Origin of the sequence: Mycolicibacterium arenosum (genome assembly GCF_024320865.1) — a bacterium.
Taxonomy (GTDB): Bacteria; Actinomycetota; Actinomycetes; order Mycobacteriales; family Mycobacteriaceae; genus Mycobacterium; species Mycobacterium arenosum.
Genome location: NZ_JANDBD010000021.1, coordinates 1 through 19,556, shown reverse-complemented (window position 1 = coordinate 19,556; position 19,556 = coordinate 1). Strand labels below are relative to the sequence as shown.

The following is a 19,556-nucleotide window of genomic DNA, read 5'->3' as shown; positions in this document are numbered from 1 at the left end:
GTCGTCGTTCAAATACAGCCACTGGAATATGTGGCCTGACCTGCTGGTTCTACCCATCAGACCACGACGACAAGTCGAGAAGGAAGAGGGAAGATCATGAAGAAGTTCGCAATCTCCAGCGCGATCGCCACCGGATTCGCCGCAGCACTGTTCGGCCTGGCCGCCCCGGCCAGCGCGGATGTGGGCCATCACCAGTGGGTGCAGGACATCCAGCAGCAGGCCACCGTCGGCTCCGCGCAGGCGACCGTGGGCAACGGCCGCTGATCCACAGCACGACAGGAGGGGCACCCGGAATCGGGTGCCCCTCCTTCGTTTTCTGCGACGAAAAATTGTCGTACCCGCGTGCCAATATGGGGTCATGTCCACGGCGGCAGCGTCTTACGGGCCCGACCTCAGTCGCGGCGAGCGCCTCGACGCGTTGTTCGCCGAACTCGCCGAGATCACCGGGCAGCGCAACGCGCTGGACGGCCGGATCGTCGACATCGTCGCCGAGATCGACGGCGACGGCGTCTACGGCCTCTGGGGCAACACCGGCTGCCGCTCGATCGCCGCACTGGTCGCCTGGAAGACCGGATGCTCGCCGCGCAACGCCGAGACCGTCGTCGCCATCGCCAAACGTGCCTCCGAGTTCCCGCAGTGCACCGACGGGCTGCGCGAGGGCCGGTTGTCACTCGATCAGGTCGGCGCGATCGCGGAGAACGCCGGCGACGGTTCCGACGCCCACTACGCCCACCTCGCCCGGAGTGCGACCGTCACCCAACTGCGCACGGCCATCAGCCTGGAATCGACACCCGACCCGGCACCCAAGCCCGAACCGAAGCGGTCGATCACCAAGTCCGAGCACGGGGACCACACCACCTGGAAGATCACCCTGCCGAAGCTGGATGCCGCCCGGTTCGACGCCGCCCTGGGCTCGCACCGCGACGCGCTGATCGCCGACTGGAAACGCGATCACGCCGACCGCGAAACCGCGCAGACCCCGCCCATGCCGACCACGTTGGACGCGTTCATGAGCCTGGTCGACGCCGGCTGGGACGCCGACGTGGAGCGTCGCCCGCACGGCCAGCGCACCACCGTCGCGGTCCACCTCGACCTCGACCAGCGTCTCGCATCGCTGCATCTCGGGCCGCTGCTGTCCGACGAGGAGCGCCGCTACCTGCTCTGCGACGCGACCTGTGAGGTGTGGTTCGAACGCGCGGGCCGGGTGATCGGCACCGGGCGGGCCGCCCGCACCGTGAACCGGCGCCTGCGCCGCGCGCTGGAGCACCGCGACCGCGGCACCTGCGTGGTGCCGGGCTGCCACGCCACCCGCAGGTTGCACGCGCACCACATCGTGCACTGGGAGGACGGCGGACCCACCGAACTGTGGAATCTGGTCCTGGTCTGCCCGTACCACCACCGCCTGCATCACCGGGGTGTCATCACGATCGGCGGTGACGCTTACCACCTCACCGTCACCGACCGTCGCGGCCGAACACTGACGAACGCCTCCCTCGCCAGGCCACCCACGACACCCCCACCCGCGGTCGCCCCCTACAAAGGGCCGACCGGCGAACGCGCCCACTGGTGGTGGTACGACCCGTACAAGCCGAACCCACCACCGACGACCAACTAGGTCGTCACCGCGCGGAACGCGTCGACCAGCCGGGTCAGCGACTCGTCAACCCCGACCTTCGGCAGCGGCGCCGCGATGCGGAAATCGGTCACGCCCGCGGCTACCAGGTCCGGCACGACCGCCATCGAGGCTTCGTAGTCGGACGCGCCGTCGTCCCCCTTCACGATGCGTGCCGTGCCCTGGACCTGCAGATCGGTGGGGTCGCCGCCGACGTCACGGATCGCCTCCCGCATCGCCGCGATCGAGCCGGGAAGGTCGACGATCGCCGGCCCCCACGGAATCCAGCCGGTGCCGAATCGCGCGATCCGGCGCGCCACCGCCCGGTTGACCGTTCCACTGATCCACAGCGGAACACCGCCCTGCTGAACGGGTTTCGGCATCTGGTGGATCGCGTTGAACTCCAGCTCGGACGAGGAGTAGGCGACGCGCTGCTGCGTCCAGAGTGCCTGGCACACCTCGAGCGTGTGGTCGAGCAGTCGACCGCGACCCTCGAAGGGCAGCCCACACGCCTCGTACTCCTCGCGCTGCCAACCCACCCCGACGCCGATGTCCACGCGCCCGGCGGAGATCACGTCGAGCGTCGCCAGGACCTTCGCCAGCACCGCCGGACGACGCAGCGCCGCAAGCAGAATCGAGGTGCCGAGCCGGATCCGGGTCGTGCTGGCTGCGATCGCCGTCAGCGCCGTCAGCGGTTCCAACCACGCCCCGTCCGGACCGGTCGGCTGCCTGCCGCCCCTGGTGCCGCCCACCGACGGGTCCGCGTAGGCGTCGAAGTTCTCACCGAACACCACGTGGTCCGACACCACCAGCCGGTCGGCGCCGGCCGCATCCATGGCACGCGCCAACGCGACCGTTGCCGGCCAATCGTGCTCGGGGCCGTCGGTGAACGTCGTCAGATACAGCGAAATCTCGGGTCGGCGCACGATGCGATTGTGTCAGCCGAGTGCCGCGGCCCGTTCCAGATACGGCCAGGCGATGTCCGGCGGGATGCCGCCACACAGCGGCGACAGGTTGAAGACCTCACCGTCGGCCGACCGGCGAGCCGCCTCGTCGGTCGAGAGGATCACGTGCGTGCGCGACGTGGCGCGCAGCTCGTCGACCGTCTTGGCGGTGGTGATGTTCGCCGACACCTCGTTGTCGGGATTCCACTCGGAGTAGGACAGCGCGTCGTGGAGCAGAAACTCGCCGATCTCGTCCCAGGCCGCGTCGACGTCGTCGGCGACGAAGCAATTGGTGACGGTCTCCCGGTCAGGCAGCATCACGAACCCCGGTTCATGGCCGTACTCACGGCACGCGGTCTCATACGCTTCCCGCATTCCCGGCACGACGCCGTTGGCCAGCAGGCCGAGCCCATTGCGGCCCGCGCGCCTCGCTGCCGCCAGGCTCGCGCCACCCCACGCCATCATGGGACCGTCGGGAGTGCGCGGCTGGGGTGTCACCACCATCCGCCGACCGTCGTGTTCGACGGTTTCACCGCGGAGTAGCCGACGCAGGATGCCCAGCTTCTCGTCGGCCAGCTTGCCGCGGGCCGACAGCGACAACCCGAAGTGGTCGTACTCCTCTCGGCGATAACCGATTCCGAAGATGTACGTCGCCCGACCACGGCTGATGTGGTCCAGCACGGCTATGTCCTCCGCCAACCGGGCGGGGTCGTAGAACGGCAGGATGATCGTCAGATTCAGCATCAACGTCCGCGTGCGCGCAGCGATCGCCGATGCCAGCAGCAGCGGCGACGGCAGGTACCCGTCGTCCGCGCAGTGGTGTTCGCAGAGCACCGCGGCGATGCACCCACGGGTCTCGGCCCACTCCGACATCTCGCTCGCGGCAGCGTAGAGATCGCTCGTCGCAATGCCGGGCGATTGTGAGCGCATGTCGAAGCGCAGCGTGAACATCGGCTCCCCGTCCTGTCGACCGACCGTAGGGGCCGCCGTCGAGCGGAGTCAAGAGCGCAGCCACCGCCTAGGGCAGACGCTCACCGATGACACCCCGCTCGCGGAGGTCAGCGATGCGCGCGGTGGTCAACCCGAGTTCGCGCAGCACCTCGTCGTTGTGCTGACCGAGGGTCGGCGCCGGCATCCGGTGGTGCTGCGCCGGGCCCGGAGCGATGCGAAAGGGCCAGCCGGGAAAGCGCATTCGGCCGAGCACCGGATGATCCATGTCCTGATAGAACCCGCGCTCTGCGAGCTGGGCGACACCGTACATCCGGTCGGCCGTCATGACCTGTTCGGCGGGCACTCCGCGGCGCTGCAACTCGTCCACCACCTCGGCTGCCGTGCGCAGGGCGGTCCACTCGGTCACGGCGAGGTCGAACTCGCGGTGCCAGGCAGCGGGCAGACCCGGCACCACGTCCGCCAGCGCCGCGGCGTCCACGTCGTCGCGCGCTGACAGCGCTACCCAGGAGTCGTCGGCGGTCGGGTAGACCCCCTGCCGCATGTCGCGGCGACGGTTGCCCTCCCGCTCGGGCGCCGTGCCCGTCATCGACGCCGCGATCACCGGCTCGGCCGTCACCGCTGCACCGGTCTCGATCTGCGCCACCTCGATCAACTGCCCCTCGCCGGTCCGCCGCCGATGCTCCAGTGCGGCAAGCAGTGCGACCGTGGCGTGCACCCCGATGATGGGATCGGCTGGACCCTGGAGGTTCGTCGGCGGCCCGTCCGGATACCCGGTGACCGCGGCCATTCCGGCCAGCTGTTCGATGTTGAGAGCCCAGCCGACGTAGTCCCGCCACGGCCCGTCGAGCCCGAAGCCCGGCATCCGCACCATGATGACGTCGGGCTTGATCGCGGCGACGGAGGCGTAGTCCAGCCCGAAGTGCTCGACCACTCGCGGGGAGAAGTTCTCCACCACGACATCGGCTTTCGCGACCAGCGTGCGCGCGATCTCGCGGCCCTCCTCGGTGGTCAGGTTCAGGGTGATATCGCGCTTGTTGAAGTTGGTGCCCTGCCAGATGACGCTGCGCTCGTACCAGTCGTCGCCCTCGAAGGGGAAGGCGCCGGAGTAACGGTGGCCGTCCGGGCGCTGGATGGACTCCACCTTGACGACGTCGGCACCGAAGGCCCCGAGGTAGCACGTCAGGTACGCTCCGGCCCAGAAGGTGCTGAGGTCGAGTACGGTCAGATCGGCGAACGGCGCACTCGGATCAACCGCGTTCGATTGCGCTGCCGCAGCACGGCTCTCGGGGGGACACCGCGCCCCGAGCCGCGGCGCGGGGCGGGGCGGTGGCACCGGCGTCCGAGTCAGCCGGAACGGCGCACCGGGCCGGGTGAACGTCCACTCCTCACCGCCCGCCTCGACGAAGAATCCGCGGGCGGCGTACTGCGGACACCGCCGCACCGTCACGCCGTCGGTGACCGGCGCCGCCGGAATGCGCATCGCCTGGCAGAGTTCGACGAGGTCGGCCACGGACTGATCGGCGAGCCAACGCCCCGCCTTCTCGAAGAACTCGGTGCGCTCGGGCCCGCCCGCCATCACCTCGAACTGGAGCTCTCCGTATTCGGGCAGGCCGACCATGGCACACACGTCGAGCCAGTGCTGACCCGTCAGGCAGTTGATCCCGAGCCACCCGTCGGCGGCCCGCACGATGCCCAGCATCAGACCGCCACCGGGTTTCGGCGTGATGCCGAGGCGGCGCAGCTTCTCGTAGCCGACCATGGGATAGGGCAGCGTCGCGACCAACGTCTCGAACAGCGAGACGTCGACATCCACTCCTCCTGTGCGGCAACGCAATGCCGTTAGCGCACCCATCGCCGCATAGGCTCCCGCGACGTACTCGGCGATGCGGGCTCCCGCCTGAACCGGCGGCCTGCCCGGCTCCCGCACGTTGACCCAGCCCGATAGCGCCTGCACGGTCAGCGGTGTCGCAGGCCGATCGCGCAGCGGCCCGGTTCGGCCGTAGTCCGAGATGTGCACGGCGACGACGTTCGGGTTCACGTCGCGCCACCGCTCCGTGCCACCGTCGGCGATCAGGACGTCGGCACCGGCGATCAGCTCCGGCGCGTCGTCCAACGCGGCGCCACGCTTGCCGGCGTTGAGGTACTCGAACAGGCCGCTGCGCTCGGGATCGGCGACGGCACCGGGGAACGGACCCCACCCCCTGAGCGAATCACCCTGCGGCGATTCGACCTTCGTCACCGTGGCGCCGAGATCGACGAGCAGCTTGCCGGCGTACGGTCCCGAGATGCCGTCGGCCAGCTCGACGACGCGCGCCCCGTCGAGGGCTCCCGTACCTACTTCGATGGTTCGCTCGCAAGCTTCGCTCACGTGGGCAGGCCGATCGCCTTCGGCTCCATGTAGTGGTGCAGTCCGATCACCCCACCCTCACGGCCGTAACCGCTCAGCTTGAAACCGCCGAACGGCGCGTCCCCGGGCCCACAGCCGTTGATCGTCACCTGCCCGGTGCGCATTCGGCGTGCCACGGCGAGTGCGCGGTCGACATCGGTGCCCCACACCCCACCGGACAGTCCGTACGGCGAGTTGTTCGCAATCGCCACCGCCTCGTCGTCGGTGGAGTAGCGCAGCACCGACAGGACGGGGCCGAACACCTCCTCCTGGGCGATCGCCGAGTCCGGCGTGACGTCCACCAGCACCGTCGGCTCGAAGTAGTGCCCGGCGTCGAGGTGCTCGGGCCGTCGTCCCCCGGCCGCGATCGTGGCGCCGGCGGCAACCGCACGCTCGACGTGGCCGCTCACCGTTGCGAGATGCGCCTCGGTGATCAGCGGCCCCATCTCCGTCGCCGGGTCGGCCGGGTCGCCGACCACGACCGCGCGGGCCAACTCGACCAACCGCGCGACGACGTCGTCGTGGATCGCGTCCGGCAGCAGCAGTCTGCTGTTCAGGATGCAGGCCTGGCCGGCGTGCAGCGTGCAGCACTCGAACAGAATCCGTTGCAGCAGTTCGTCGGTGACCTCGACGTCGTCGACGAGGATGCTGGCGGACTTGCCGCCGCATTCGAGCAGCAGCCGCTTCATCGTGGCGCTCGCGGCGGCCATCACCCGGCTGCCGACCGCCGAGCTGCCGGTGAAGCTGACCATGTCCACGCGCGGGTCACTGGTCAGCAGTTGGCTGCCCTCGAGGCCGCTCGGCGTCACCACGTTGACGACGCCCGCCGGGATGTCGGTGTGCCGGTCGATGAGGGCGGCGAGCGCGAGGCCGGCCAGCGGGGTCAGCGGGCTGGGCTTCAGCACCACCGTGTTCCCCGCAGCGAGGGCGGCGCCGAGCTTCATCAGGTTGATGGTGTGCGGGAAGTTCCACGGTGTCAGCACGGAAACCACGCCGAGGGGTTCGTGACGCAGCAGGGTGGTGCCGACGGCTCCGAACGCGTCCATCGGTTGCTCGACGGGTTCGTCGGCCAGGTCCGCCGCGCGCATCACCATGAACGGCGGTCCGTCGATCTGGAAGAGCCGCTCGTTGGCGATGCACCCCCACTCGGTCTGCGATAGCGCGAAGAACTCGTCACCCAGCGTCATCAGTGCGTCGGACAGCTGACGCAGGCAGCGCGCCCGTTCCTGCGGCTGCGCCGCCCACTCCCCCGCGTCGAATGCTCGCCGGGCCGCGGCGATCGCCTGATCCACCTGACCGGTACCCGCGTCGGGCGCCGACGCGATGACCCTCCCGGTGACCGGTGACGCATCGACGTAGCGGCCGGCGTCCGGTGCCACCCAGCGGCCGTCGATGTACAGGTCGTAGTCGCGAACAAGCGCGCACTGGTCGGACATCAGGCTCCCCACTGTCGGACAACTGCTCTTGATCTGTACTCCGATGTTGTGGCGAATACCAGACCTTGACAGCATTCAGCGTGGGGCGTAGACAACGTCTATCAAACATATCGGTACCAAGTGTCCGACTCGGAGTACTGGAGTGCGTACGTGCATCTGAAGGACCAACTGCACTCACCCGAGTTCTTCGTCGGCGACCCCTACCCCACCTACCGGGAACTCCGCGCGACGGACCCGGTGTGCTGGAACGACGTGACGAAGTTCTGGGCGCTGCTGAAATACGAGGACATCCGCTGGGTGTCGAGCAATCCGGCGAGGTTCTCGTCGGCGGCCGGCATCACGCTGCCCGACCCGAACCTGCCGTCGCCCGCGGTGCCGGGGAACCTCATCTTCACCGATCCGCCGCGGCACCGGCAGCTGCGCAAGCTCATCAGCGCGGGCTTCACCAAACGTCAGGTGAGCCTTCTCGCCGTCAAGATCCGCGACCTTGTCGACGGCATCCTGAACGACATCGAGCCCGGTGCCACTCTGGAGTTCGCCGAGGGCGTCGCGGCCCCGCTGCCGACGCGGTTGATCGCCGAGATTCTCGGCGCACCCCCTTCCGACTGGGAGCGGTTCCGGCGATGGTCGGACGCCTGCGTCGGCAATGCCGATCCGTCGATCGAGCTGGACGCGATGGTCGCCATCGGTGAACTGTTCCAGTACTTTCAGGAGCTCATCGCCGCCAGACGCGCCGACGAGTTCGACGATGTGTTGTCGATCCTCGCGCGCGCCGAGGTCGACGGTGCCAAGCTGACCGACGACGAACTGCTCCAGTTCGCGTTCCTGCTCCTCGTCGCGGGCAACGAGACGACGCGCAACCTCATCGCACTCGGCACGCTTGCGCTGATCTCGCACCCCGAACAGTGCGACCAGTTGCGCGCCGACCCGACGCTGATCCCCGGCGCGGTCGAGGAGATGCTCCGCTGGACCAGCCCCGTCACGCACATGGCTCGGACCGCCACCGAGGACGTCGAAATCCGCGGTCGACTCATCCGAAAGGGCGAGGTCGTCGTCATGTTCTACGGGTCGGCCAATCGCGACGAGGAGATTTTCGGACCAGACGCCGAAGACTTCCGGATCACCCGTAATCCCAACCCGCACATCGCCTTCGGATGCGGTGAACACGCCTGCATCGGCGCACAGCTAGCGCGGATCGAAGCGACGATCATGTTCGACGAACTACTCAAGCGCTACACCGGATTCGAACTAACCGGGGACATCGAGCGGATCTACGCCACGATGGTTCCCGGCGTCAAGACCATGCCGCTGCGGCTGGGAGGGAACTGACCATGCGCCTGGAGTACACCGACGAACAAGAGGAATTGCGCGCCAAGCTCCGCGCGCAACTCGAAGCGGTGATGACGCCGGAGCGCTCCACAGCCGTCGCGGGCAAGATGGAGGGCGGCGCCGAGGCCAAGGAGTGCGTCCGAGCGCTCGCCGACGCCGGGCTGCTCGGGGTCGGATGGCCGAAACAGTACGGTGGGCAGGGCTATTCGGCGATCGAGCAGTACATCTTCTTCGAAGAGGCCAAGCGGGTGAGCGCCCCGCTTCCGATCGTCACGCTCAACACCGTCGGCCCCACTCTGATGGCCTTCGGCACCGATGAGCAGAAGGAGCAGTTCCTCCCCGCGATACTGGCGGGCACCGTGGAGTTCGCGATCGGCTACTCCGAGCCCGACGCGGGCAGCGACCTCGCTGCGTTGCGGACCACTGCGGTGCGCGACGGCGACGAGTACGTGATCAACGGCGCGAAGATGTTCACCAGCGGCGCCGCGAACGCCGACTACATCTGGCTGGCCGCCCGCACCGATCCGAACGCCAAGCGGCACAAGGGTTTGTCGCTTCTGATCGTGCCCACGTCGAGTCCGGGCTTCTCCTGCAAGCCCCTGCACACCATGCCGGGCGTCACCACCACCTACACGTTCTACGACGACGTCAGGGTGCCGGTCAGCGCGCTCGTCGGCGAGGAGCACGAGGGCTGGAAGCTGATCACCACGCAGCTCAACTTCGAACGCGCGGCACTCGGCACCCTCGGTTCGGTCGAGCCGCTCTTCGAGAAGACCCTGAAGTGGGCTAGGGAGACGGAGTGGGATGACGGTCGGGTGATCGACCAGCCCTGGGTACGGCAGTCGCTGGCCAGGGTCGAGGCCCAGGTGTCCGCCTACCGGCTGATGAATCTGCGGGTAAACGCCGCGATGACGCAGGGTGTGCTCGGCATGGGCGAGGCCTCGGCGGCGAAGGTGTTCGGCACCGAACTCACTCAGACCGTCGCCCGGCAGTTGCTCGAGATCCTGGACCGCGCAGGCTCTCGGACCGGACGGGAGGCACCGTTGCGTGGAGTGCTCGAGTCGGCGATCCGCACCGCCGTGATCAACACCTTCGGCGGCGGCGCCAACGAGATTCAACGCACCATCATCGCCATGGCGGGTCTCGGGATGCCCAGAGAGCCGAAGCCGACTCAGACGGGGGCGGCATGACCGACGACTTTCAGCAGCGGCTCGACGATCTGGTCGGTCAGCCGACCGGTGGTACCGGAAAGCCCTCGGTGGCACCGGATCCGGTGAACCAGCCGATGATCCGGCACTGGTGCTACGCGCTCGACGACATGAACCCCGCCTACCTCGATCCCGAGTTCGCCGCCAAGTCGCGGTTCGGCTCGATCGTGTCCTCCCCGGTGATGCTGCAGACCTGGACGTTCCCGCCGCCCAAGATCGCCGGAATCGCAGAACGCGACGGCGTGCCCATCGAGATCAAGCACAACCCGATGAAGTTCATCGAGGAGGCCGGGTTCACCGGCACCATCGCCACCAACTCGGAGTTCGAGATCGCCCGCTATCCCAGGCTCGGCGACGAGATCAGCTCGACGACGGTCATCGAGCAGGTGTCTGCGGAGAAGAAGACCGCCATCGGCACAGGGCATTTCGTCACCTGGGTGACCACGTACGTCGACCAGGACGGCGAGGTGCTCGGCAAGCAGCGCTTCCGCGTACTGCGGTTCAGGGCGGAGCGCTGATGGTCATGCGACTGCCACCCACGGTCAGCCCCGACACCGAGTTCTTCTGGAACGGCTTGCGGAACCACACGCTTCTCATCCAGCGCTGCGTCGACTGCGGGCAGCTCAGACAGCCGCCGCGGCCCATGTGCCCGCACTGCACGTCGCTGCAGTGGGACACCGTTGCCGCATCCGGGCGCGGCACCGTGCACAGCTACGTGATGCCGCAGTACCCGCCCATGCCCTTCATGGAGTACCCCTACATCGTCGCCCTGGTGGACCTCGAGGAGGGCGTGCGTCTGGTGTCGAACCTCATCGACATCGCGCCGGATGCCGTCGAGGTCGGTATGCCCGTCGAGGTCTGCTACGTGACGTTCAGTGTTGTATCCCCCGTCGCTTCGCTCGCCCAGGGCGAAGGCCTCGTTCTCCACCAGTTCCACCCCGCGAGTTAGGCACTCCCCCATGGACTTCACCTTCACCGACGATCAGCAGACCCTCGCCGAGGTCGCACGCGGACTGTTCGAGCGACACGCCACCCCGGAGCGGCTGACCGAGCTCGAAGCGGGCGACGTCCGCTACGACGCGGCCCTGTGGAAGGACCTGGCGAGTGCGGACCTGCTCGGCATCGCGCTGCCCGAATCCGTCGGCGGCAGCGGCGGCGGATTCCTCGAGCTCGGACTGCTCCTCGCCGAAGTCGGCTGGAGCGTCGCGCCCGTGCCCGTGTACGCCACACTCCTGCTCGGCGCCGACGCCATCACCCGGCACGGCACCACCGAGCAGCAGGTGCGCTACCTGACCGACGTCACCACCGGTGATCGCCTGCTGACCGCCGCGCTCTCGGAGCCGGGGCGGTCGAATCCGACGGTCCCCGTCAGCATCGCACGCCGCGACGGCTCCGGGTGGCGGATCGACGGCGTCAAGGATCTGGTGCCTGCTGCGCGGATCGCCGACACCGCAGTGGTTTCGGCGCGCACCGATGACGGTCCCGGCCTGTTCCTCGTCGATCTCCACGCCCGCGGTGTCGAGGTTCGGCCGGCCCCCGTGACCGGCGGGGAGCCGCACGCCGATATCGAGTTCGACGGGGCGACGGCGGCGGATCGGATCGAGGGCGACGGCGCGGGGATGCTCACCGCACTGCACGAACGCGCGCTTGTCGGCGTGTGCGCGCTGCAACTCGGCGTCGCCGAGCGAGCGCTGCGGATCGCCGCGGCCTACACGACGGGCCGTGAGCAGTTCGGCAGGCCGATCGGCAGCTTCCAGGCGGTGCAGCAGCGGATGGCCGACGCCTTCATCGACGTCGAGGCCATCCGCTGGACCACCTGGCACGCTGCGTGGCTGCTGTCTGAGGGCCGGTCCGCCGATCGCGCGGCCCACATCGCGAAGTTCTGGGCGGCCGAAGCCGGCCAGCGCGTCGTCGCCACCGCCCAGCAAGTACACGGCGGAATCGGCATCGACGTCAGCTACCCGCTGTTCCGGTACTTCCTCGCCGCCAAGCACAACGAGCTCGCATTCGGCTCGGCCAGTGCACATCTCGCCGCCCTCGCACACTCCTACCCGTCCGGCGAAGGGGACCGACCATGACCACACTCACCACGCTCGACTGGCGCACCATCCGGGTCGGTGACGAGGTGACGCCGCTCGAGGTACCGGTGACCGCGACCGTGATCGTCGCCGGTGCCATCGCCTCCCGTGATTACATGCCCGTGCACCACGATCCGGCGTTCGCGAAGCGCCAGGGGTCACCGAACATCTTCATGAACATCCTGTCCACCAACGGACTGTGCGTGCGGTTCCTCACCGACTGGGCGGGTCCGGAGGCGATGGTGACGAACCTCGCGATCCGACTCGGCACCCCGTCGTTCCCCGACGATCCGCTGGTGTTCACCGGAGCGGTCACCGACGTCACGGCAGGCGTCGACGGCGAGGGCCTGGTCAGCGTGTCGTTCTCCGCGAAAACCTCGATCGGAGAGCATGTCTCGGGTACCGCGGTGATCAGCCTGCTCGACGATCGAGTGGGCGGATGAGCAGGACGCTGTCCGGCGCCGCCGCGATCGTCGGGATCGGCCAGACCGAGTTCTCCAAGGAGTCCGGGCGCACCGAACTGCAACTGGCGTGCGAGGCCGTGAAGGCGGCACTCCGCGACGCCGGGGTGTCGCCCGCCGAAGTGGACGGCATGGTCACGTTCACCATCGACGCCAACGAGGAGATCGAGGTCGCCCGAAACGTCGGGATCGGCGAGCTCACGTTCTTCTCCAGGGTGCCGCATGGCGGCGGTGCGGCGGCGGGCACGGTGGTCCAGGCCGCGATGGCCGTCGCGACGGGGATGGCCTCGACGGTGGTCTGCTACCGCGCGTTCAACGAGCGCTCCGGCTTTCGCTTCGGCGGCGCCTCTCGCACCGGTAGCACGACGCCGCTGTGGCTGGCTCCCTACGCGCCGTTCGGGCTGCTGACACCCGCGGGCTGGGTGGCGCTGCACGCCCAGCGGTACATGTCGACGTACGGCGTGACGAACGCCGACTTCGGCCGCATCTCGGTGGTGGATCGCGCCCACGCCGCACGCAATCCCGACGCCTGGTTCTACGAGCGTCCCATCACGCTCGAGGAGCACCAGAACTCGCGCTGGATCGTCGAACCCGTCCTGCGGCTGCTGGACTGCTGTCAGGAGAGCGACGGCGGCGTCGCCCTCGTCGTCACCAGCACCGAGCGGGCTCGCGATCTGGCCCAGCGCCCCGCCGTCATCACCGCGGCGGCACAGGGCGCCGCACCGGACGGCGAGATGATGACCAGCTACTACCGCGCCGACATCACCGGCCTTCCCGAAATGGGCGTCGTCGCCCGAAAGCTCTGGCGCGATTCGGGTCTGGGGCCCGAGGACATCCAGACCGCGTTCCTGTACGACCACTTCACCCCCTTCGTCTTCTCCCAGCTGGAGGAACTCGGGTTCTGCGGCCGGGGTGAGGCGAAGGACTACGCCACGGTCGAGAACCTCTCGCTCGGAGGCGGACTGCCGATCAACACCAACGGGGGCCTACTGGGCGAGGCGTACATCCACGGCATGAACGGCATCACGGAGGGCGTTCGACAGGTGCGCGGGACCTCCTACAACCAGGTCGAGGACGTCACCAACGTGCTGGTGACGTCGGGGACCGGCGTCCCGACCAGCGCCCTGATACTGTCCACCCCCGACTGACATGACACAGATCGCCGAGACAGACACCCGAGAGATCATCATCTCGGCCGCCTTCACGTGCTTCCGCACCATGGGCTTGCGCAAGACCACCATGGTCGACATCGCCAGAGCCGCCTCGGTTTCCCGCAGCACGGTCTACGAGTACTTCCGCGATAAGGAGTCCGTCGTCGAAGCGTGCGCGGAGTCGGCGTCGCAGCGCTTCTACCGCAACATGGTGAAGGCCATCGACCGCGAAGGCGGCAGCACGCTCGAGGACAAGTTGGTGCGGGCCGCCGTCTTCGTCACCCAGGCGCGCCAAGTGGTCGCACCCGAACCGTACTTCGACAGTGACGAGGTCAGCGTCATGATGACGAAGAACGCCGCGACGCTGCTGCAGGAGTGCGCCGACTTCTTCGCACCGTATCTGGCCGCCGCGCGCTTGACCGGTGAGGTGCGCGGCGACCTCGATGTCGCCGCGGCCGGCGAGTGGTTCGCGCGAATGCTCTTCTCCCTGTTCACCACCCCGTCGCCGCGGCTGGAGGCGAACAGCGACCAGGCGGTGGCGGAGTTCGTGCGGCCCTTCGTGGTTCGCGGTTTCGTCGGCGACAAGCCGCGACGCCGATGAAGTGCTCAGCGGCGGTGTTGCGCGGAGTCGGCATCGACTGGGAGGTCACCGAGATCGACCTGGACCCGCCGCGGGCGGGCGAGGTACTGGTCAAGATGGCGTACGCGGGCGTCTGCCATTCCGACGAGCACTTCCACACCGGCGACAGTGTGCCCACCGCCGACATGGAGGAGATGATGCGGGCGTCCGGAGTGCCGGTGCCCGAGTGGTTTCCGCTTCTCGGGGGGCATGAGGGCGCCGGCGCCGTCGAAGAGGTGGGACCCGGCGTCACCTCGCTCGAACCCGGTGACCACGTGGCCGTCTCGTTCTTCCCGGCGTGCGGCAGTTGTCGATTCTGCGTCACCGGGCACACGTACCTGTGCGACGTCGGCGCTCACATCTACAGCAAGGCCATGACCACGGACGGGACGTGTCGCCGCCATCTCGGTGACGAGGACCTGATGGCCATGATGCAGGTCGGCACGTTCGCCGAGTACGTCGTCGCCTCCGAACGTTCGCTGGTGAAGGTGCACGACTGGATTCCGCTGGAGGCGGCGTCGCTGGTGTCCTGCGGTGTGACAACGGGTTTCGGCTCCGGATCCGTCGCCGCGGGCACCGAGATCGGCGACACTGTCGTCGTCATCGGGGTGGGCGGCATCGGCATGAACGCCGTCCAGGGCGCGAAGGCCGCCGGGGCTAAACACGTCGTCGCGGTCGACCCGAACGAGTTCAAGCGCGAAGCGGCACCGAACTTCGGTGCCACGCACACCGCGGTGGACGCGGAGGCCGCACTGGGATTGGTCAGGAAACTCACCTGGGGTGTGATGGCCGACCGGGTGGTCATCACGCCGGGTGTGGTACCCGCCGACATGGTGATGGTCGCGATGATGCTGCTGCGCAAGGGCGGCGTCTGTGTGCTCACCGGCATGGCGAAGATCACCGACGTGATGGTCCCGCTGATGCTGACCGACATGGTCAGTTCCTGCAAGACGCTGAAGGGCGTGCTCTACGGCGAGATGAACCCGCGGGAGGCCATGCCGCGGTTGCTGTCGATGTACGAGGCGGGCACCCTCAAACTGGACGAGTTGGTGACGAGGAGGTATCCGTTGAACGACATCAACGAGGCGATGCGGGATCTGCGTGCCGGCAGGAACATTCGCGGTGTGCTCGAATTCTAGGCCGGCGGCGGGTTGAACCCCGAGTGCGCCACCGCGACGGCGACACACGACCCGACGGCACCCTGCAGGTCCACCAGCGTGGCCGTTCCCGTTGCCACCCCGTCATGGCTTAGGTGGCTGTGCGACGCCATCCCGAGCACCGCACCCTCGGGTAGCCGAGCCAACGTGATGGTGTAGTCGGCGTTGATGTACTGCAGGCCCGCCGAACCCCAATTCGCCAGGGAGGCAGTGATATCGCCGGCCATCGCCGCGCGCGTGAAGGGGGTCAGCGGGTCTCCGTCGACGACGGGTTGCTCCAGATTGAGCCACGTGTACTTGGTGCCGGTGGCCGCCCAGTCGGGATCCGGCCGCTGGACGGGCACGCCCCAGCCGTAGGTGCGCACGAACAGCGACGCGTTCGCGATCTCGTCGTCCGGCGGCACCGGCGGCATGTCCACGGGCTCCGTCCAGACCTCACCCGGCGGCTGCTCGCAGCGCCGCAGGAACAGCGCCGACGCGCGGGCCACCTCGACGCCCTGCTGCTCGAGCGACGCCTCGACGAGCTTCAGTCGCTTACCGTCGCGCAGCACTCGCGTCTGCACCTCGATCGGCGCCAGCGCAGTGGGCCTCGGCAGGTCGACGGTGAAGCGCGCCGGTTGCATGTCGGCATCGTCGACTTCACGTTCGACCGCCCAGCCCAGCAGGCCGCCGACGGCGTGGCCGCTGACCATCTCGCCCCAGCCACCCTTCGCCGAGCGTCGCGGGGTCAGGGTTGCGCCGTCGCGGGCGAACAGAGCATTGGTCACCTCAATGTTCCTACCCGACACCCGCCACGGATCCGAGCGCAGCCCGGACGTCATCGCGGTGGTATTCGCTGACGCTGCACGCCTTGCTGCATAACGTGCCTTATGACGGAGGTTTTCCGTACGCTTCCCCCTCATGAGCCGGCTCTCCAGTGTTGACGCAGCGTTCTGGTTCGCTGAAACCGACAGCTGGCACATGCACATCGGGGCGTCAGCCATCATCGACCCGTCCGACGCCCCGAACTTCAGCTTCGACCTCGTTCGCGACCTCGTCGCCAGCCGGCTGCCCGAACTCCCCCAGCTTCGGTGGCGCGTCGCCGGTTCGCCGATGGGGTTGGACCGGCCGTGGTTCGTCGAGGACGAGGACCTCGACATCGACTTCCACATCCGCCGCATCGCGGTGCCGTCACCCGGCGGACGCAAGGAGTACGCCGAACTGGTCGGGCGCCTGATGTCGTACAAGCTCGACAGGTCCAAGCCGCTGTGGGAGCTCTGGTTCATCGAGGGCCTCGACGGCGGTAGGAACGTCGGGATCGTCACGAAGATGCACCATTCGGTCGTGGACGGGGTATCGGGTGCGGGGCTCAGCGAGATCCTGTTCGACGTCACGCCCGAGCCGCGCCCACCCGCGGTCGACGTGGACCGATCACTGGTGGGCGTGGGCGTGCCACGCCGCGAAGTGCAGTTCGTCAACGGCCTGATCAACGTCGGCGTGAAGACCCCCTACCGCATCGCCCGACTGCTCGAGCAGACCGTGCGTCAGCAGATCGCGGTCCGCGGGATCGCCAACAAGCCGCCCCGCTACTTCGATGCGCCGAAAGTGCGCTTCAACGCGCCGATCTCACCGCATCGCGCCGTTGCCGGGACACGCGTGCCGCTGGACCGCGTCAAGGCGGTCAAGGAGGCCTTCGGCGTCAAGCTCAACGACGTCGTGCTGGCGCTGGTGTCCGGCGCCCTGCGCGAGTACCTGAGGGAGCGCAAGGAACTCCCCGAGAAGTCCCTCGTGTCGCAGGTGCCGGTGTCCACGCGGTCCGAGTCCGACAACGGCGTCGGCAACCAGGTGTCGGCCATGACGGTGGTGCTCGCCAGCGACGTCGCCGATCCCGCCGAGCGCATCAAGGCGATCTACGCCTACACCCAGGGCGCCAAGGAGATGGCCAAAGCGCTTACCGCCCACCAGATCATGGGCTACACCGAGACCACTCCGCCGGGGCTGCTCTCGCTGGCATCCCGCGCCTACGCGGCCAGCGGGATCGGCAGTTCGATCGCACCGATGAACGTCGTCATCTCCAACGTGCCCGGCCCGAACTTCCCGCTCTACCTCGGCGGCGCCAAGGTGGTCAGCTTGATGCCGGTGGGCCCGCTGCTGTTCGACGTCGCACTCAACGTCACGTGCTTCAGCTACTGCGACTCGGTCGATTTCGGGTTCATCACCACGCCCGAGATCGCCTCGGACATCTATCAACTCGCCGACCTGATCGAGCCCGCCCTCGTCGAACTCGAGGTGGCCGGCGGTCTGGCGAAGCCCGCTAAGGCGACAGCACGGAAGACCGCGCCTCGCGGCCGTCCATAAGGGCGTCGATGTCGCCCAGGCAGCGCAGCGTGTCGTTGAGGTGAGTGCACGTGGTGATTCCGACGAACTCCGTCCGAATCCGGTTGCGTAACTGCCCGACCGGCATGCCGACCACGCGCGACGCGCTGCCCAGTGCGCCAGGGCACTCCCGCCACGGCAACACCCTGGCCTCGACGTCGATCCGCGCGACGGTCCGCGTGTCGCCGTCGACCTCGCCGACGACGGTGTACTCGTGCACGATCGTCTCCCGCCCGTCGCCGTCGACGTGGGAGTCGCGGAAGTGCGCGTCGAACGCCCCGTCCGGAGTGAGATCGATCCGTCGTAGCCGTCGCATCCCGTGTGCGCGAAGCACTTCCGTGGGATGCAGCCCGTCCAGTCGCGGCGCGGCCGGCCCCTGTGCGCACGGCATCAGCAGGGTGCGCCTGGTGAAGTCGACCGCGGCCGCGTCGGGTGCGAAGCCGGAGCAGATCCCCGCGAGGTGGTCGGCGACGACGTCGGCCATCTCCTCCTCCTCACCGGCGACGATGTTGGCGTGCTGCACGCCGTAGCCCGTCACCAGCGAGGCCCCCACCCAGTCGTCGAGCAGCAGGTTGAGCAGCGTCGCGCGGTCGACATCGGACCCCAGCAGCGCGCCGGCCTTCGCCCGGAAGCCCTGGCCCACCCGTACGCCGCGTAGTTCCGCCAGCCGAGCGTCGGCGCCGGCGATGTCGTCGATCACCCGGTCCGCCAGCCGGGCCCGCACCACGACGTCGTCGACCACCTCGACGGACCCGGCCGGGCCGATGTGCACGTCGCGAGCACGCAGGTCGGTGTCCTGGTGCACGGGGCCGTCCGGCTGAGTGTCGATGGAGCTGGTTCGACGCATCGTTCCGGGAGCGGGCATCGGCCATCGCTGCACCGGGCGCTGCGGGCCGACGATGTCCGAAACGAACGGCATACCTGGACCTTTACACTCCGGTACGGCAATGGCAAGGAGAGCTGATGATCGTCGACGTGCAGCGGCGTGGCCGAATCCTGGTGATCGCGATGCAGCGGCCCGAGAAACGCAACGCCGTGAACCGCGAACTGGCCGTCGCGCTGAGCGAGGCGTTCGACACCCTCGATGACGACGACGAGCTCTGGGTCGGCGTTCTGACCGGCACGCCCGACGTGTTCAGCGCGGGCACCGACCTCAGCGGCGGCGCCGACGCGACGACCGAGCGCGGCGGCGAGTACGGGCTGATCCGGCGGCAACGCCGCAAGCCGCTGATCGCCGCGGTCGAGGGACCGGCGTTCGGCGGCGGATTCGAGATCGCGCTGGCCTGCGACATGGTGGTGGCGTCGACGACCGCGCGGTTCGCCCTGCCCGAATCCCGGCGCGGGCTGATCCCGTCGTCGGGCGCGTTGTTCCGGGCCATCCGAGCGCTGCCGCTGCACGTCGCCAAGCAGTTGATGATCACCGGCGCGGAGCTGACGGCCGAGCGGGCGCAGGACCTCGGCGTCGTCAACGAGGTCACCCCGCCGGGTGCCGCACTCGACGCGGCGATCGCGCTGGCCGAGGACGTCTGCCTGTCCTCACCCGTCGCCGTGCAGGCGATTCTCGCGGGCGTCGCCGCCCAACTCGAGCCGGCCGACGCGGCGGGGTGGGCCGCCACGTCTGACGCCGTCGACAAAGTGATGAGTTCGGCCGATCTGCAGGAGGGCATCGACGCGTTCTTCGGGCGGCGACCACCGGAGTGGACCGGCCGCTAGTGCGATTTCGGCGTGATAACCGTGCGCTCGCGCACTGTGAAGTCTCAGGACATCGCGTACAGGGGTATGTCTCGGGACATCGCGTACACCTGATCGGGCTGGGTGGATCCAGAGTGGTTCATGGCCCAGAAGGTGACGGCGATGGATACGCGTGCG

The 19,556-nt window shown here is 68.4% G+C and carries 19 protein-coding genes; 13 read left to right on the top strand and 6 right to left on the bottom strand.

What is annotated here, in order from left to right:
* The first annotated feature begins 96 nt into the window (after positions 1–96).
* On the top strand, positions 97–264 hold the full coding sequence (locus NM203_RS32325) for a hypothetical protein (protein WP_255065128.1): 168 nt from the start codon (positions 97–99) through the stop codon (positions 262–264).
* A gap of 94 nt (positions 265–358) precedes the next feature.
* Positions 359–1,615: an HNH endonuclease signature motif containing protein gene (locus NM203_RS32320; protein WP_255065126.1), complete on the top strand. Its 1,257-nt coding sequence runs from the start codon at positions 359–361 to the stop codon at positions 1,613–1,615.
* Here the strand turns inward: NM203_RS32320 and NM203_RS32315 are convergent.
* From NM203_RS32315 to NM203_RS32300, 4 genes are all read right to left on the bottom strand, one after another.
* The gene (locus NM203_RS32315) at positions 1,612–2,538 is read right to left on the bottom strand and encodes a TIGR03619 family F420-dependent LLM class oxidoreductase (RefSeq protein WP_408633450.1); all 927 of its coding nucleotides are present in this window, start codon (positions 2,536–2,538) and stop codon (positions 1,612–1,614) included. The genes NM203_RS32320 and NM203_RS32315 overlap by 4 nt on opposite strands.
* A gap of 12 nt (positions 2,539–2,550) precedes the next feature.
* On the bottom strand, positions 2,551–3,507 hold the full coding sequence (locus NM203_RS32310; protein ID WP_255065124.1) for an LLM class flavin-dependent oxidoreductase: 957 nt from the start codon (positions 3,505–3,507) through the stop codon (positions 2,551–2,553).
* A gap of 67 nt (positions 3,508–3,574) precedes the next feature.
* Positions 3,575–5,875, bottom strand: coding sequence for a CaiB/BaiF CoA transferase family protein (locus NM203_RS32305; RefSeq protein WP_255065122.1), 2,301 nt, complete (start codon positions 5,873–5,875; stop codon positions 3,575–3,577).
* On the bottom strand, positions 5,872–7,329 hold the full coding sequence (locus NM203_RS32300; protein ID WP_255065121.1) for an aldehyde dehydrogenase family protein: 1,458 nt from the start codon (positions 7,327–7,329) through the stop codon (positions 5,872–5,874). Before NM203_RS32300 ends, NM203_RS32305 begins: the two co-directional genes overlap by 4 nt.
* Positions 7,330–7,497: 168 nt before the next feature.
* Here NM203_RS32300 and NM203_RS32295 point away from each other — a divergent pair, with 168 nt between their 5' ends.
* From NM203_RS32295 to NM203_RS32255, 9 genes are read left to right on the top strand one after another with little or no spacing between them, the layout of a single operon-like run.
* The gene (locus NM203_RS32295; protein ID WP_255065173.1) at positions 7,498–8,658 is read left to right on the top strand and encodes a cytochrome P450; all 1,161 of its coding nucleotides are present in this window, start codon (positions 7,498–7,500) and stop codon (positions 8,656–8,658) included.
* Positions 8,659–8,660: 2 nt separating this feature from the next.
* A complete protein-coding gene (locus NM203_RS32290) occupies positions 8,661–9,848 on the top strand; it encodes an acyl-CoA dehydrogenase family protein (RefSeq protein WP_255065120.1) in 1,188 nt (395 codons plus the stop codon).
* Complete coding sequence (locus NM203_RS32285; protein WP_255065118.1) at positions 9,845–10,384, top strand: FAS1-like dehydratase domain-containing protein; 540 nt, start codon at positions 9,845–9,847, stop codon at positions 10,382–10,384. Before NM203_RS32290 ends, NM203_RS32285 begins: the two co-directional genes overlap by 4 nt.
* Positions 10,384–10,815, top strand: a complete 432-nt coding sequence (locus NM203_RS32280) for a Zn-ribbon domain-containing OB-fold protein (RefSeq protein ID WP_255065117.1) — start codon at positions 10,384–10,386, stop codon at positions 10,813–10,815. Before NM203_RS32285 ends, NM203_RS32280 begins: the two co-directional genes overlap by 1 nt.
* Positions 10,816–10,825: 10 nt before the next feature.
* Complete coding sequence (locus NM203_RS32275; protein WP_255065115.1) at positions 10,826–11,944, top strand: acyl-CoA dehydrogenase family protein; 1,119 nt, start codon at positions 10,826–10,828, stop codon at positions 11,942–11,944.
* On the top strand, positions 11,941–12,387 hold the full coding sequence (locus tag NM203_RS32270; protein WP_255065113.1) for a MaoC/PaaZ C-terminal domain-containing protein: 447 nt from the start codon (positions 11,941–11,943) through the stop codon (positions 12,385–12,387). The genes NM203_RS32275 and NM203_RS32270 overlap by 4 nt, the downstream gene beginning before the upstream one ends.
* The gene (locus NM203_RS32265) at positions 12,384–13,553 is read left to right on the top strand and encodes a lipid-transfer protein (RefSeq protein ID WP_255065112.1); all 1,170 of its coding nucleotides are present in this window, start codon (positions 12,384–12,386) and stop codon (positions 13,551–13,553) included. Before NM203_RS32270 ends, NM203_RS32265 begins: the two co-directional genes overlap by 4 nt.
* A 1-nt stretch (position 13,554) precedes the next feature.
* Positions 13,555–14,157, top strand: a complete 603-nt coding sequence (locus NM203_RS32260) for a TetR/AcrR family transcriptional regulator (protein WP_255065110.1) — start codon at positions 13,555–13,557, stop codon at positions 14,155–14,157.
* Entirely contained in the window at positions 14,154–15,314 is a 1,161-nt protein-coding gene (locus NM203_RS32255; protein ID WP_255065108.1) for an NDMA-dependent alcohol dehydrogenase, read from the top strand. The genes NM203_RS32260 and NM203_RS32255 overlap by 4 nt, the downstream gene beginning before the upstream one ends.
* On the opposite strand, the gene NM203_RS32250 is transcribed toward NM203_RS32255, so the two are convergent.
* Positions 15,311–16,024 carry an acyl-CoA thioesterase domain-containing protein gene (locus NM203_RS32250; RefSeq protein ID WP_255065168.1) on the bottom strand — a complete coding sequence of 238 codons (714 nt, stop codon included), beginning with the start codon at positions 16,022–16,024 and terminating at the stop codon, positions 15,311–15,313. The genes NM203_RS32255 and NM203_RS32250 overlap by 4 nt on opposite strands.
* Positions 16,025–16,232: 208 nt before the next feature.
* Here NM203_RS32250 and NM203_RS32245 point away from each other — a divergent pair, with 208 nt between their 5' ends.
* A complete protein-coding gene (locus tag NM203_RS32245; protein WP_255065107.1) occupies positions 16,233–17,669 on the top strand; it encodes a WS/DGAT/MGAT family O-acyltransferase in 1,437 nt (478 codons plus the stop codon).
* Here the strand turns inward: NM203_RS32245 and NM203_RS32240 are convergent.
* Complete coding sequence (locus NM203_RS32240) at positions 17,626–18,606, bottom strand: DUF2889 domain-containing protein (protein WP_255065106.1); 981 nt, start codon at positions 18,604–18,606, stop codon at positions 17,626–17,628. The two genes, NM203_RS32245 and NM203_RS32240, sit on opposite strands and share 44 nt — an antisense overlap.
* Positions 18,607–18,650: 44 nt before the next feature.
* Here NM203_RS32240 and NM203_RS32235 point away from each other — a divergent pair, with 44 nt between their 5' ends.
* Complete coding sequence (locus NM203_RS32235) at positions 18,651–19,400, top strand: enoyl-CoA hydratase-related protein (protein WP_255065105.1); 750 nt, start codon at positions 18,651–18,653, stop codon at positions 19,398–19,400.
* Positions 19,401–19,556: the final 156 nt, after the last annotated feature.

Coding starts and splice junctions, on each gene's coding strand:
- NM203_RS32325 (WP_255065128.1), top strand. CDS start 97: ATGAAGAAGTTCGCAATCTCCAGCGCGATCGCCACCGGATTCGCCGCA.
- NM203_RS32320 (WP_255065126.1), top strand. CDS start 359: ATGTCCACGGCGGCAGCGTCTTACGGGCCCGACCTCAGTCGCGGCGAG.
- NM203_RS32310 (WP_255065124.1), bottom strand. CDS start 3,507: ATGTTCACGCTGCGCTTCGACATGCGCTCACAATCGCCCGGCATTGCG.
- NM203_RS32300 (WP_255065121.1), bottom strand. CDS start 7,329: ATGTCCGACCAGTGCGCGCTTGTTCGCGACTACGACCTGTACATCGAC.
- NM203_RS32290 (WP_255065120.1), top strand. CDS start 8,661: ATGCGCCTGGAGTACACCGACGAACAAGAGGAATTGCGCGCCAAGCTC.
- NM203_RS32285 (WP_255065118.1), top strand. CDS start 9,845: ATGACCGACGACTTTCAGCAGCGGCTCGACGATCTGGTCGGTCAGCCG.
- NM203_RS32280 (WP_255065117.1), top strand. CDS start 10,384: ATGGTCATGCGACTGCCACCCACGGTCAGCCCCGACACCGAGTTCTTC.
- NM203_RS32275 (WP_255065115.1), top strand. CDS start 10,826: ATGGACTTCACCTTCACCGACGATCAGCAGACCCTCGCCGAGGTCGCA.
- NM203_RS32270 (WP_255065113.1), top strand. CDS start 11,941: ATGACCACACTCACCACGCTCGACTGGCGCACCATCCGGGTCGGTGAC.
- NM203_RS32265 (WP_255065112.1), top strand. CDS start 12,384: ATGAGCAGGACGCTGTCCGGCGCCGCCGCGATCGTCGGGATCGGCCAG.
- NM203_RS32260 (WP_255065110.1), top strand. CDS start 13,555: ATGACACAGATCGCCGAGACAGACACCCGAGAGATCATCATCTCGGCC.
- NM203_RS32255 (WP_255065108.1), top strand. CDS start 14,154: ATGAAGTGCTCAGCGGCGGTGTTGCGCGGAGTCGGCATCGACTGGGAG.
- NM203_RS32250 (WP_255065168.1), bottom strand. CDS start 16,024: ATGGTCAGCGGCCACGCCGTCGGCGGCCTGCTGGGCTGGGCGGTCGAA.
- NM203_RS32245 (WP_255065107.1), top strand. CDS start 16,233: ATGAGCCGGCTCTCCAGTGTTGACGCAGCGTTCTGGTTCGCTGAAACC.
- NM203_RS32240 (WP_255065106.1), bottom strand. CDS start 18,606: ATGCCGTTCGTTTCGGACATCGTCGGCCCGCAGCGCCCGGTGCAGCGA.
- NM203_RS32235 (WP_255065105.1), top strand. CDS start 18,651: ATGATCGTCGACGTGCAGCGGCGTGGCCGAATCCTGGTGATCGCGATG.